This is a genomic window from Phocaeicola faecalis, from assembly GCF_021730445.1.
In the GTDB taxonomy this organism is placed as follows: Bacteria; Bacteroidota; Bacteroidia; order Bacteroidales; family Bacteroidaceae; genus Phocaeicola; species Phocaeicola faecalis.
Map to the genome: position 1 here is coordinate 101,814 of NZ_JADNRM010000013.1, position 13,313 is coordinate 115,126.

The 13,313-nt window shown below is 38.4% G+C and carries 15 protein-coding genes; 14 read left to right on the forward strand and 1 reads right to left on the reverse strand.

The features are described from left to right. Positions 1-79: 79 nt before the first annotated feature. From obgE to IR173_RS12685, 5 genes are read left to right on the forward strand one after another with little or no spacing between them, the layout of a single operon-like run. Positions 80-1,258, forward strand: a complete 1,179-nt coding sequence (gene obgE, locus IR173_RS12665; protein WP_237039965.1) for a GTPase ObgE — start codon at positions 80-82, stop codon at positions 1,256-1,258. Further along, positions 1,255-2,049: a peptidoglycan editing factor PgeF gene (pgeF, locus tag IR173_RS12670; RefSeq protein ID WP_237039966.1), complete on the forward strand. Its 795-nt coding sequence runs from the start codon at positions 1,255-1,257 to the stop codon at positions 2,047-2,049. The genes obgE and pgeF overlap by 4 nt, the downstream gene beginning before the upstream one ends. A 36-nt stretch (positions 2,050-2,085) precedes the next feature. Further along, a complete protein-coding gene (locus IR173_RS12675; protein ID WP_237039967.1) occupies positions 2,086-2,745 on the forward strand; it encodes a B3/B4 domain-containing protein in 660 nt (219 codons plus the stop codon). A gap of 15 nt (positions 2,746-2,760) precedes the next feature. Then, the gene (locus IR173_RS12680; protein WP_237039968.1) at positions 2,761-3,384 is read left to right on the forward strand and encodes a M23 family metallopeptidase; all 624 of its coding nucleotides are present in this window, start codon (positions 2,761-2,763) and stop codon (positions 3,382-3,384) included. Between the two features lie 4 nt (positions 3,385-3,388). Then, positions 3,389-3,580 carry a hypothetical protein gene (locus tag IR173_RS12685; protein ID WP_237039969.1) on the forward strand — a complete coding sequence of 64 codons (192 nt, stop codon included), beginning with the start codon at positions 3,389-3,391 and terminating at the stop codon, positions 3,578-3,580. Between the two features lie 157 nt (positions 3,581-3,737). Here IR173_RS12685 and IR173_RS12690 read toward each other — a convergent pair whose 3' ends face one another. Continuing rightward, complete coding sequence (locus tag IR173_RS12690) at positions 3,738-4,913, reverse strand: phosphoribosylaminoimidazolecarboxamide formyltransferase (protein ID WP_237039970.1); 1,176 nt, start codon at positions 4,911-4,913, stop codon at positions 3,738-3,740. 53 nt (positions 4,914-4,966) lie between these two features. Between IR173_RS12690 and IR173_RS12695 the strand changes: the two genes are divergently transcribed. From IR173_RS12695 to IR173_RS12735, 9 genes are all read left to right on the forward strand, one after another. Next, positions 4,967-6,874, forward strand: coding sequence for a tetratricopeptide repeat protein (locus IR173_RS12695; RefSeq protein WP_237039971.1), 1,908 nt, complete (start codon positions 4,967-4,969; stop codon positions 6,872-6,874). A gap of 138 nt (positions 6,875-7,012) precedes the next feature. Next, positions 7,013-7,372, forward strand: a complete 360-nt coding sequence (locus tag IR173_RS12700) for a DUF3244 domain-containing protein (protein WP_237039972.1) — start codon at positions 7,013-7,015, stop codon at positions 7,370-7,372. 89 nt (positions 7,373-7,461) lie between these two features. After that, a complete protein-coding gene (locus tag IR173_RS12705; protein ID WP_237039973.1) occupies positions 7,462-8,685 on the forward strand; it encodes a glycosyltransferase in 1,224 nt (407 codons plus the stop codon). A gap of 38 nt (positions 8,686-8,723) precedes the next feature. Continuing rightward, entirely contained in the window at positions 8,724-8,945 is a 222-nt protein-coding gene (locus tag IR173_RS12710) for a TIGR04149 family rSAM-modified RiPP (protein ID WP_237039974.1), read from the forward strand. A 406-nt stretch (positions 8,946-9,351) separates the two neighbouring features. Continuing rightward, a complete protein-coding gene (locus IR173_RS12715; RefSeq protein WP_449580340.1) occupies positions 9,352-10,050 on the forward strand; it encodes a 6-bladed beta-propeller in 699 nt (232 codons plus the stop codon). A gap of 59 nt (positions 10,051-10,109) precedes the next feature. Continuing rightward, positions 10,110-10,427, forward strand: a complete 318-nt coding sequence (locus tag IR173_RS12720) for a hypothetical protein (RefSeq protein WP_237039976.1) — start codon at positions 10,110-10,112, stop codon at positions 10,425-10,427. Positions 10,428-10,432: 5 nt separating this feature from the next. Continuing rightward, positions 10,433-11,920, forward strand: coding sequence for a radical SAM peptide maturase (locus tag IR173_RS12725; RefSeq protein ID WP_237039977.1), 1,488 nt, complete (start codon positions 10,433-10,435; stop codon positions 11,918-11,920). After that, positions 11,920-13,167: a TIGR04150 pseudo-rSAM protein gene (locus tag IR173_RS12730; RefSeq protein WP_237039978.1), complete on the forward strand. Its 1,248-nt coding sequence runs from the start codon at positions 11,920-11,922 to the stop codon at positions 13,165-13,167. Before IR173_RS12725 ends, IR173_RS12730 begins: the two co-directional genes overlap by 1 nt. A gap of 6 nt (positions 13,168-13,173) precedes the next feature. Beyond that, positions 13,174-13,313: cysteine peptidase family C39 domain-containing protein (locus IR173_RS12735; RefSeq protein ID WP_237039980.1), on the forward strand; the 140-nt coding region annotated here is incomplete at its 3' end.

Sequence of the window (13,313 nt, forward strand, 5' to 3'; positions counted from 1 at the left end):
ACTTGTTTCTGTTAAAAAACTTGAGGAAATCGACTGAAATCACTATTTTTGCACTCATTATCTCAAACTGTAGAAGAAAATGGCTGAATCGAATTTTGTTGATTATGTGAAGATATATTGCCGTTCGGGAAAAGGCGGACGAGGCTCTACGCACATGCGTCGTGAAAAATACGTGCCCAATGGTGGCCCCGATGGTGGCGATGGTGGTAGAGGAGGTCATGTTATTTTGCGGGGTAACCGCAATTACTGGACATTGCTTCACTTGAAATATGACCGTCATGTGTTTGCCACTCACGGTGGAAACGGTTCTAAAAATAAGAGCTTTGGTAAGGATGGTGAAGACAAAACCATTGAAGTGCCTTGTGGTACAGTGGTTTACAATGCCGAGACCGGTGAGTATATTTGCGATATTACTGAAGACGGACAAGAAGTTGTTTTGCTGAAAGGCGGGCGAGGAGGTCTGGGCAACTGGCATTTCCGCACAGCTACCCGTCAAGCGCCGCGTTTTGCACAGCCGGGAGAACCGATGCAGGAACTTACGGTCATTCTTGAATTAAAATTATTGGCGGATGTCGGTTTGGTAGGTTTTCCGAATGCAGGTAAATCGACATTGCTTTCCACTGTGTCGGCTGCACGTCCCAAGATTGCCAATTACCCCTTTACTACGCTTGAACCCAATTTGGGTATTGTGTCTTATCGCGAAGGAAAATCTTTCGTTATGGCAGATATTCCCGGTATTATTGAGGGAGCCAGTGAAGGTAAAGGGTTGGGACTTCGCTTCTTGCGACACATTGAGCGTAACTCGTTATTGCTTTTCATGGTGCCCGGAGATACAGACGATATCCGCAAAGAATATGATATATTGCTGAATGAGTTGGCTACCTTCAATCCCGAGATGCTGGACAAGCAACGTGTATTGGCTATCACCAAATCCGATATGCTGGATGAGGAGTTGATTAATATGCTTGAACCGACCCTTCCCGATAACGTTCCTCATATCTTTATATCTTCTGTCACAGGCATGGGTATCCAACAACTGAAGGATATGCTGTGGACAGAACTGAATAAGGACAGTAACCGCTTGGAAGGTGTTCGTACCGAAACGATTGTCCATCGTGCCAAAGATGTGGCCAAACTGCAAGAAGAGTTAAAGGCTATGGGTGAAGACGAAGACTTTGAGTTCGAATATGAAGACGATGACGATGATGACTTTGACTATGAATATGAGGAAGAAGACTGGGACGAAGAAGAGAAATGAAACGGCTGACATCAGATAATAAAATGTTGGGATATGAGCTGATGAAGGCATATCCCAACATTTCTTGTTTTTCTACTACACGCCATGGAGGGTGTAGTGAGGGTAATTATGCCTCTTTTAATTGCACCGGATACTGTGGGGATGAGGCAGGACATGTGCAGAGGAATCGTGACATATTGTGTGAACTTTTGCCACAGAAGCCTTTAAAATTAATCATTCCTCATCAAACGCATAGCACCAATATCTGTGTAATTGATGATACTTGTATCGGAATGTACGGAAAGGAGGCGTTGGAAGATATTGATGCTGTCGTAACGCAACTTCCCGGCTATTGCCTTTGCATTTCGACAGCCGATTGCATCCCTGTGTTGCTTTATGACTCGACAAAAAAGGTTATTGCTGCTGTCCATGCCGGTTGGCGAGGCACGGTGGGCAAGATTGTGGCAAAAACTCTTGCGACAATGAAGGAGCGGTATGCTTCGGAAGGGCAGGACATAAAGGCTTGTATCGGTCCGGGCATCTCACTTGCCGCTTTTGAAGTAGGCGATGAGGTGTATGAGGCCTTTTGTGCTGCCGGTTTTGATATGCAGCGCATCGCCCGTAAAGAAGAAAAATGGCATCTTGATTTGTGGGAAGCCAACCGTTTGCAGTTGCTTGACCACGGTGTAAAAGAGGAGGCTATAGAGGTAGCGGGTATTTGTACCTATCAAAATTACCGCGATTTCTTTTCAGCCCGTCGCCTAGGGATTCACTCCGGGCGAATTTTATCGGGCATCATGTTGCATCGCTGATATGGCAGAAGATTGAAATCTAAAAGAAAATGGATTATGAAAATAGAAGTATCATCTGAAATAAGAACAGCTTGTCCGGCTTTTGCCGGAGTTGCCATCTCTGCTAAAGTGGTGAATACGGCATACAATGAAGAACTGTGGCAGAAGATAAATGAGTTTACTGTCCGTTATCGTGAAATGTACACGACGGATTCCATCAAGGATATGACGACTATCCATGCCACCCGCGAGGCTTACAAGAAGTGTGGCAAAGATCCCAGCCGCTATCGTCCTTCAGGAGAAGCGCTATGTCGCAGGATACTTCGCGGACTCGCACTATATCAGATAGATACATTGGTAGACCTTATTAATTTGGTATCTATTCGTTTTGGCTATTCTATTGGAGGTTTTGATGCGGATAAGATAGTCGGCGATACCCTTATTCTGGGCATCGGTAAGGCCGGAGAACCCTATGAGGGCATTGGACGTGGAGAACTGAACATAGAGGGGATGCCTGTTTATCGTGATGCTGCCGGTGGAATCGGGACACCCACCAGTGATAACGAACGTACAAAACTAGAATTGGGTACAACTCATTTGCTTACCATTATTAATGGTTATAGCGGGAAGGAAGGACTTCGGGATGCTGCCGACTATATGGTTGAGTTGCTAAAAGAATTTGCATCGGCAGAAGATATCGAACAGATTGAATTTTAAATACTAAAATAAACCATGAAAAGAGGCGCATTCATCCTACTATTATTCATCCTAACCATTGCGGCTTGGGGAGGGGAGCCTGCAAAGAACTTTACTGCTATGGAAATTAACCATATACGCGTAAAGACACCGGGTTTGTTCTCTGGGCGGAAAAGCATTAGTCTCCATTTGGACAGCCTGCAAGGAAGTGAATTCTGCTTTCCGCTTCCGGGTGGGAAGGTCATTTCTTCTTACGGAGGACGTCGCGGTCACAGTGGAACTGATATCAAGACAAAAGCGAATGACACGATTCGGTGCATATTCGATGGGGTTGTAAGAATGGCAAAACCCTATGCGGCTTATGGAAATGTGATTGTAGTGCGCCATGCCAACGGATTGGAAAGTATTTATAGTCATAACGCAAAGAATCTGGTGAAATCGGGAGACGTAGTAAAAGTCGGAACACCTCTTGCTCTTACCGGCAGAACAGGGAGAGCCACCACGGAACATCTTCATCTGGAGTTTCGGATAGACGGCCAACACTTTAATCCCAATCTTGTTCTTGATTTAAAAGAACGTACCTTGCGTAAAGATGAACTCATCTGTACAAAGCTCGGCAACAGAATAACGGTAAAACCTAAATTGATAAATAAACAATAAGACGATGGACATAGAAAAAGCAATTACCGATGGAATCGTTTTCAAAGGCGGAAAGTCGCCCAATGGAAAGAATGAAGAAAAAGTGAAAACGAAGGCGAAGAAGAAAAGTTATATCACCGGACTTCATGGTTCGGGCTCGGCCAAGATGAAAGCAGATATTCGTAAGAAACGTGCCAATCGCCATAAGGGGAAGTAAAATAGTTAGCGTCTTGTTAATTATTAGATGTTACAGATTGTAACTATAACATTTAAAAGGGCCGTATCAAACTCCGTTTTGAGTAATGATACGCCCCTTTCATTAGCCTTTCCGGATGTTCAAGGGAAACTCTTCCGACCGGCTTTTCGATAAATTATTAATGGTGGAACAAGCGGACACCTGTAAATGCCATGGTAATTCCATATTTGTCACAAGTATCGATAACATGATCATCGCGTACGGAACCTCCGGCCTGTGCAATGTACTCCACTCCGCTTTTATGCGCGCGTTCTATGTTGTCGCCAAATGGGAAGAAAGCGTCCGAACCCAGTGAAACTCCTTTCATTGTATCCAGCCATGCGCGTTTTTCTTCACGCGTCAGTACTTCAGGTTTTTCGGTAAAGAATTGTTGCCAAACTCCGTCAGCCAATACGTCATCGTGGTCTTCGCTGATATACACATCAATAGTATTATCACGGTCGGCACGGCGGATTTTCTCTACCCATGGCAGATTCATTACTTTCGGGTGTTGGCGCAGATACCAGATGTCAGCCTTGTTGCCTGCCAGTCGGGTGCAATGGATACGGCTTTGCTGTCCGGCACCGATACCGATAGCTTGACCGTCTTTCACATAACACACAGAATTACTTTGTGTATATTTTAAGGTGATAAGGGCGATAATCAGGTCGCGTTTAGCCTCTTCCGTGAAGTGTTGGCTCTTTGTCGGAATATTAGTCAGCAAGCTTTCGTCCAGTTTGATTTCGTTACGTCCTTGTTCAAAAGTAATACCAAACACATCCTTGTGCTCAATGGGAGCAGGACGGTAAGACGGGTCAATCTTGATGACGTTATAAGTACCTTTACGTTTGTTTTTCAAGATTTCGAGCGCTTTAGGCGTATAGTCGGGAGCAATGACACCATCCGATACTTCACGGTTGATGAGCCGTGCGGTTGCTTCGTCGCATGTATCACTTAAAGCAATGAAATCTCCGTAAGAAGACATACGGTCGGCGCCTCGTGCACGCGCGTATGCTGTTGCCAATGGGGTGAGAGGAAGGTCGTCTACAAAATAAATTTTCTTCAGTGTTTCACTCATTTCTATTCCGACAGCAGCTCCGGCGGGGCTGACGTGTTTGAAAGATGCAGCCGAAGGTAGTCCGGTGGCTTCTTTGAGTTCCTTTACTAACTGCCAGCTATTGAATGCATCCAGAAAATTAATATATCCGGGGCGTCCGTTCAATACTTCGATGGGCAATTCTCCTTCTTGCATAAAGATGCGTGACGGCTTTTGATTGGGATTGCAGCCATACTTTAATTCTAATTCTTTTGCCATAATTTTATGTATTTCAGTCTATTGAATTTTCATTTGGACAAAGATAAAGTTTTTTGAAGAAAAAAATTGCTTTTAATAAAACTTTCGTATCTTTGCCCCTGATGAAAGCACATTTAGTTTTCATATTATTTATTGGGGTAAGTCTGTCATTGGGGTGTTCGCGCCACCGGCCTTATCCGCTTTTCATGGAGCAAGCCCAAAGCTGCATGGAAACAGCTCCCGACAGCGCCCTGCATTACCTTTCTTTACTGAAAGACAGCATCCGGCGTGAACCCGAAGAAACGCAAATGTACTATCATTTGCTCACCATCAAGGCAAAAGACAAATTATATACCCGCCATACCTCCGATTCGCTTATCAATCTTATTGTGAAATTCTATAATAAGTATGGCGATAAGAACAAACAGATAGAGGCATACTATTATCAAGGCAGTGTATATCGCGACATGAATGATGCCCCGAGTGCTTTGGACGCCTTTCATGAAGTGATTAGCCGGAGCAAGGAACTGTCGTCTGCCGGCAAGAAGCAATCCGCCGATTTAATGGCACGAACCTATAATCAAATGGGAACCTTGTTTGCTTATCAAGGGCTTTACGATGAATCATTGCAGGCCAACAGAGAATCGGTAAACTGTTATCTGGCACAAGGAAAAAAAGGCAAAATCTCCTATGCATTAAGAGATATTGCGCGCATGTATGATGCCAAGCATCAAAAAGACAGCGCGCTTCATTATTATCAAAAAGCATACCGCACTGCATTGTCCGTTCACAGTCCTCATAAAGCATACGTTATTTTAGGAGAATTAGGCAGCTTTTATTATTATAACTTGACAAAAGCCGATTCCGCCAAACAAATGCTTATTACCGCCCTCAAGCATCAACCAGGCATGGCAAACGCCCTATTGGTGTTAGGCGATGTCTATCGGGGTGAAAACCGATGGGACTCCGCCTGTTATTACCTGCATCAAGCCATTGAATATGGTGATATTTACAAACAGCATAGTGCCTACCGACATTTATCATCCATTGAGATTCAAAAACACAATTATCCTCAAGCCATAACCTATATCCAGCGGGCTCAACTGTTGGCAGACTCCATTAAGGAGATTACCCGAACAGAAGCGATTGCCCAAATAAACTCATTGTATAATTATCAACATATTCAAAAAGAGAACTATACACTCCTACTGAAAAATGAAAAGAAGAATGCTCTCTCTTGGATACTTGGCTGTATATCCCTAGCCGTCACGGGGGTAGCTGTCGGCATCTATTTCTATTACCGAAAGAAAGTACAAGCTACTCGCTTACAAACGTACAAGTATAGAAAACTACAAGAAGAACAAGAAGCAATGAGCATGAAAGCCCATGAAGAAAACATCCGCAAAATAAAAGAATTAGAGCAAAAACAAAGAGAAACAGAACCACGAGTAAAAGAATTAGAGCAAAAATCAGTCAAGCAAGAAAGAGAAATAGCAGAAAAGAATACACTATTGAATGCGCAAAAGGAAGAATTAGAGCAAGCAAAAGCCCAGCAAGACTTGCTCCTTGCTCAAAAAGAGCAACTGGAAGCTAAAAACCAAGAAATTATCGCCAGCCTAAAAACACAAAGAGTTTTACAAGACTCCCTGCGTCAGACTTCCATCTATCATTTTTTTCATCAGGCATGTACCAAGGCAGACAGCAAAATAACTGAAGAGAAGTGGTCAGAGCTACAAAAAGAGGTTGATACTGCCTATCCCAACTTCAGCAAATGTCTATATGAGTTATATCCCAAATTATCAGTCGTCGAACTGCAAATATGCTATCTAATGAAGATTTCAATTCCACCAACCCATATTGCCATTTTCACCAATCGCACCAAAGCTGCCATAAGTAACGCTCGCATCCGCCTTGCAAAGAGACTACTGGGAGAACAAAACTCTACCGAAAAACTGGATACTTTTATCTCTGATTTACAGTAGATTATAACCTGTAGTGTACTAATTGTGTACTTTAGAAAGTACAAGAAGTCATCTGTGTACTAAAAGTGTACTAGTTTTTGATGATACATTAAAATCTTTTTTTCATATTTGCCTAAACTTTAAAACGAAATGCAAAATATGAAAAACGCAGTATTAGTATTAGCAGCTTTTCTTCTTCTCTTTCCATATAAGTTAATGGCGGAGAATAAAGTAATCTCTATTGAAGATGGATGGAATATTGAAAATGATCGTTCTATTTCATTTGTCCCTCAACTATCCATAGACGGACAGAACATCTATATCTATTCCGAAAAGGAATTAAATGATTTGGAAGTGATAATAAAAGACTCTTTGGGCAATGTTATTTATTATAATGTTACTACCATCCCCGAATGCACTACCTATTCCATTGACATTACGGACTTTGGAAAAGGAGATTACACTATACAAATGATAGAAGCAAGCAATTACCTTATTGGCTCTATTCATATAGAATAAAACTAAATATGCATTTATCGATGATAAAAACAGGAAAAGGTAGATATTATTATATTTCTACTACATCTCAAATTTTTAGATGAGATACTATGAAACATCTGTATATAATTGATAATATTGCTCAAGCTTCGTGTTATGGTGTAAAAACATACATAACTCAGATTATTGCTTCATGGAAATCTTCTCCACAAGGAAAATTAACAGTAGTCAAAATGAATGGTTCAGATAATGATATTATAGAGACTTGGTCGGAAGGTATTCGTTTTCTTTGGATTCCTAAAGAAGATGAAGAGAATGAAATACATTATGAGGAATATTGTAAAGAATTGGCTTCCGCTTTTACTACTTGTATGTCTGAAGCCGAACAGAACATTATTCAAATAAATTTCTTCCGTCATTCTATGTTTCTTAATAATATCAAAGAAATGATGCCATCGTGTAAGTTCATAATTGTTATACATTACTTTGATTGGGGACTAGACATAGGAAATGATTTATCAAAGATGGAAAAGATTCTTAATAAGAATATATCAGAATGCACCCTTAAAGAAAAAGGTATTTTACGACTCTTCACAATTAATGGTTCCTTTTTTCACTTTGCAGACCGAATAATCTGTTTGTCGGAATATTGCAAATATATTCTTCTAAATCTATATCATTTAAACAAAGAGATGATACATCTATCATACAACAAATTACCCGATAATGCAGTTTTTCCAAATAATGAAATACGAAATAAGAAAAAGCAAAATATGTTTTTTCACGACAATGAAAAAATAATATTGTTTGTTGGACGTCTAGAGAGTAATAAAGGCATCATCTTTTTATTAAAAGCTTTTCGTAAGCTTTTAAACGATATTAAAAATATAAGACTAGTGATAGTGGGAGGCGGAGAATACGATGACTGTATTTGTGAAGCTAGTGACATAGCAGCAAAAGTAGTATTCACGGGTAAAATAACTCAGAATAGATTATATGATTTATATCAAATAACAGATATTGGTGTTCTACCCTCCATATATGAACAATGTAGTTACGTTATGATAGAAATGATGATGTATGGAATTCCATTAATTGCTACAAATACTTCAGGATTATCAGAAATGATACATGAAAAAGAAAATGGAACTAAAATATACGCTCAATTCGGTTCTCAACAATTTATTGAAGAAATTTACGAGAAGCTAAAGGCATTCATCACAATGTCTGATATGGAAATAAGCAAAATGAAGAAACATAGCAGAGAATTATATTTAAAAAAATATTCGTTGTCTGCCTTGAATCAAATAAATCAGGAATTATGGGTTATTTAAAGCCCATATAAATATGTTTAATTTTAAATAATAAAGACATGAAAAAGATTAAAGTTTTAAAGCTAGGGAATCTTGAACATCAAGTCCTTAAGCAAAAGGAAGAAGAAGCACTAAAAGGTGGTACTTTCTGTATGTTTGGAAACAGAAATTTTCACGCAAATTATGAAGCTGAAAAATGTTCATGCGCATGTGGTGTATATGACGATCCCTCCAACTACTCCAGTGGACTTAGTAAAGACGCTGCTGAATTAAAAGGATGAAGAAGATTAATTTTGTATTATTCTTCTAAACGATGAAACAAATTTGGGAATGTCATCCTAAAGTTTTCTATGATAAAATAATCTGAACTTTATGTAAGATTAATAAAGACTCTTATACAGCTTCTTTAATTTATATGAAAACTATCTAAAGCCTTTCTGGATGAAATAATATAGTATTGAAAACACAGTTCAAAAGCATGTTAATTTCGTTACTTCTTATTTCATCCAGAATGATAACAATATAACCTTAAATATTATGAGAAACATTATATTGATATTGTGTATACTTGCATTGTCAGGTTGCACAAGCCAGTCGAAAAAACAAAGTGATGAAAGTGAAGAGGCAGCATTTGTCTTGGATTCCACCATCAGAATCGGCGATGCCATTGAAAAGGCCCTGCCCTCCATGAAATTATCCGAAGTGGTGGACAGTATCGTATATGTACCTTTGGAAACAAAAGTATATTTGACCAACGGATTACTACAGTATGTAAAGCCGTATTGGTGTGCCTATCCCGGACGCTTATTCGATGCTAAAGGAAAATATGTCAAACAAATAGGAAAACTGGGAGGCGGACCGGGAGAAGATACCAGTCCATGGGGCTATATGGTTACCTATGACGAAAAGCGTGGCTTATTCTATACACAGGGAAACAAAATCATACAATATGACAGGAATGGCAAGTTTACAGGAGTAGAAAAGACGATACAATATACAAGCGGAGGCATGATTAGTGGCGGTTCCTTGACGGGTCTGGCAGGTATGGTTACAGCCGACAGCCTATATATGCTTGTCAATTATCCCGATTCTGTATATTGGATGAATACGAATCTCGACATTGTGTATAGAGGGCGTATTCCGTTAGACAGTTGTTTGCATCAGCCGGCCAATGTTTATGCTCAAGGTATCCAATATGAGTTTTCAGACTACGACGGACATACCTTATTCTATAATTTCTTCACCGATTGCATGTACACAGTAACTGATAATGGACTAAAAGTGAGATGGAAATTTGATATGAAAGATTTAGGGCCGGATAAACGTGCTTTCCTGAATGACTATATNTACTTCTTGCTGAAAACAGTGAGTATGCCAAACTGGTAGACAATAAAAAAAGGATACTCAATGCATACGAATCCGAACGCTATGTAGTGATGCAATGGATGAACATTATTGCCTATGAAGGCGTACGAAAAAAACATTCCCCTTATTTATTAGCCTTCCTTGATAAGACCAACGGAAATACTTTTGCCATATCAGAACATCTGACTGATGACATTGACGGTGGAAAACCTTTTGAGTTAAGACTGGGAGTACACAATGGTGCCATCGTCAGCTGGATATGGCCTTATGAACTGAAAGAGTATATCGCCCAACAGAAAGAAAAGGGCGAATGGGTAAGCGAGAAACTAGTAGCGTTTGCCGACGGATTGAAAGAAGACGACAACCCTGTATTAATCATGGCATATTTAAAAAAATAACAGCAATGGATTCCACTATTTATCTTCAGACAAAAAAAGGAAACGGATATCTCTATGATAATAGACACTCGTGTATGATTAATTGTCATCCGGTAATTCAAACTATATTTGAATTATCTCAGCACAATAATGACACTACGGAATTATTTCAACAAATTAAGAATAGATATCCAGAGTTTTCTTTCAATGATATTGAATATTACTATTCAAAATATCAATTCTTTAAATCAAATGGATTATTTACAGATATTGATATGGAACAATACTTGAGTGGTAAGATTTCTGCTGAAACAGTAAAAGTTCAACTTGCCAATGTGAGTGTTGTCGTATTTCAAGTCACAAATTTGTGCAATTTAAACTGTACATACTGCTGCTATGGAGATATGTATGAAAATACAGACAGAGACGTTAGCTGCAATGTGATGGATTTTTCACGCGCAAAAAAGGTCCTTGACTTTTTATATGAAAGGTGGAATTCTGAAATGAATATTTCTCAGAATAGTGATATAATGATAGGTTTTTATGGCGGTGAACCTTTAACTAATTTCTCACTCATCCAACAGATAATCGAATATACTCAATCACTTCATCTTAAAAACGGTGCAATATTCAAGTATAACATGACAACCAATGCCATGCTACTAGACAAATACATGAGTTATTTAGAAAAATACAAGGTCAATTTATTAATAAGTTTAGATGGTAACCAAGTTCATAATAGCTATCGTATAGATAAACAGGGAAATCCATCATTTAATAAAGTATTTCATAATATTAAATCCTTAAAAGAAAAATATCCTATATACTTTGAGAAACAAGTACAATTCAACTCCGTACTAAACAATAATTCAGATGTTATTTCTGTACAAAAATTCATTTTTGATGAATTTGGTAAAAATACAGGCATCGAGCAGATTGCATCAGCCGGAATTAAAAAAGAAAAAAAACAACTGTTTAAAGAGCTATACCGCCCTTATATATTACCTATCGAAACTGAACAAAATCGGAAACGAAATTCTCGTGAGTTAAAAGATATCGGCTTTTTTTTCTATTATCACATGGGAAATTCCTACTCTCATTACATTGACTTAATAATCTCTAAAAATGAAAATCAACCAAGACTCCCGACAGGAACCTGTTTGCCTTTTTCAAGGAAAGTCTTTATCACTCCAAGTGGTGGAATTTATCCCTGTGAGCGAATAGGTTTTAAACATATTCTTGGAAAAGTAACGGAAAATATGAATATTAACTACGAACAAGTTGCTGAGAAATACAATAGCTTCTACAGTGCTATAGCCAAACAATGTATGCATTGTTACAATGCCGATTCTTGTGGAGCTTGTTTTATGCAATTTGAGTTAAAAGATGGAATTCCTTTCTGCAATTCTATGATGAGTAAAGAGGAGTTCCAAAATTACCTAACAGATATGATATCATATTTAGAGGTGAACCCCGATTCGTATATTGAAATTAATAAAATGGTTTTTGCATAATGAAAAAATATTGGCTATTCATAGAATCATATATATTCTTTTGGGCAAATGAAAATAATGCACTGTTTTACAATACTTTGTCAGGTAAAAGTTCATTTTTCCATATCACCCCAATAGTAAAAGAGATTATTGATCAATTAATAGATAAAGATAATTTCTACTGCACAGAAATTACAGAACAGCAATTGATACAGAAAGAAATTTCTTCATTTATCAATCAACTAAGAAATGAATTTATATGTGACTTATTGCCACAATCGGCATTCTCACAAAAGCCTTTAGTTATCGTTCCAGTTGTCAATGTCAATGAAAATTTAAAACTTATTACAGGAGATTCCAATGATTTCCAATTCTTCGGAAAACATATTGCTAACAATTTACATACGATGACCATTCGTCTTAACAGTGAATGTAAGAACCAATGTAAATATTGTACTTCTTATGAAAAGCAATTTAACTGGTGTAGTAAAAAGGCAAACGGTATATTATCAATAGAACGAATTGATGATATTTTAACTCAACTAACTTATTCAGGTGTCACACATGTTCAATTTATCGGTGGCGATATCACTCTTTATCCCCATTTAAAGGAATTATTATTATTAATCAATAGCTTTCCTTTCAAGATAACATTCTACGTAAACATACAGCATATTAATAGCCTATCGAAATTCATGGAATATTTCCATCTAAATAAGCTACTACATATATGTTTACTTGCGAATTGTAACACAAAAGAAGAGGAAATAGAAAAAAGCCTACTTTGGAGTATAGAAAAAGAACAAATATCTTACTGCTTTCCAGTATCATCCATTAATGATTTCAACTATGCTAGTTCTATGATAGAAAAATTCCACTTGAAGGGTTCTATTTTACCTTTTTACACTCATACAAATCAATCTTTCTTCAAAGAGTATGTATATCAAGAGGAAGAAGATATTTCAGGTCTACATAGAAATAAAAAGAATATTTTTGCCAATCAGCAAATTAATACTCATTTTTTTGGGCATTTACAAATTGATTGTGACGGAAAAGTATATTCTAATGCCAACATGGAATCTATCGGAGATAGTGAAGAAAAAATCAGTGAACTCGTTTTTAAAGAAATGAAAAATGGAAAGGCATGGTTTTTAACACGTGATAAAGTATCGCCATGCAAAGATTGTCTATTTCGTTATCTATGCCCTTCTCCCTCCAATTATGAGTTGGTAATAGGAAAGCCCAATCTTTGTCATGTAAAACCCTAAAAACGCATGAAGACCTTCCCCCACTACCTCCAGTTGGATGCGATGGACTGTGGCCCCACCTGCCTGCGTATGATAGCCAAATATTACGGCAAGAACTATTCGCTTCAGACGCTCCGCTCCCGCTCCTTCCTCACACGCGAGGGGGT

Excerpts from the sequence above, each read along its gene's own strand:
- IR173_RS12690 (WP_237039970.1), bottom strand. The coding sequence starts at position 4,913 with ATGGCAAAAGAATTAGAATTAAAGTATGGCTGCAATCCCAATCAAAAG.
- IR173_RS12730 (WP_237039978.1), top strand. The coding sequence starts at position 11,920 with ATGAAAAAATATTGGCTATTCATAGAATCATATATATTCTTTTGGGCA.
- obgE (WP_237039965.1), top strand. The coding sequence starts at position 80 with ATGGCTGAATCGAATTTTGTTGATTATGTGAAGATATATTGCCGTTCG.
- pgeF (WP_237039966.1), top strand. The coding sequence starts at position 1,255 with ATGAAACGGCTGACATCAGATAATAAAATGTTGGGATATGAGCTGATG.
- IR173_RS12680 (WP_237039968.1), top strand. The coding sequence starts at position 2,761 with ATGAAAAGAGGCGCATTCATCCTACTATTATTCATCCTAACCATTGCG.
- IR173_RS12705 (WP_237039973.1), top strand. The coding sequence starts at position 7,462 with ATGAAACATCTGTATATAATTGATAATATTGCTCAAGCTTCGTGTTAT.
- IR173_RS12725 (WP_237039977.1), top strand. The coding sequence starts at position 10,433 with ATGGATTCCACTATTTATCTTCAGACAAAAAAAGGAAACGGATATCTC.
- IR173_RS12685 (WP_237039969.1), top strand. The coding sequence starts at position 3,389 with ATGGACATAGAAAAAGCAATTACCGATGGAATCGTTTTCAAAGGCGGA.
- IR173_RS12710 (WP_237039974.1), top strand. The coding sequence starts at position 8,724 with ATGAAAAAGATTAAAGTTTTAAAGCTAGGGAATCTTGAACATCAAGTC.
- IR173_RS12700 (WP_237039972.1), top strand. The coding sequence starts at position 7,013 with ATGAAAAACGCAGTATTAGTATTAGCAGCTTTTCTTCTTCTCTTTCCA.
- IR173_RS12720 (WP_237039976.1), top strand. The coding sequence starts at position 10,110 with ATGAACATTATTGCCTATGAAGGCGTACGAAAAAAACATTCCCCTTAT.
- IR173_RS12675 (WP_237039967.1), top strand. The coding sequence starts at position 2,086 with ATGAAAATAGAAGTATCATCTGAAATAAGAACAGCTTGTCCGGCTTTT.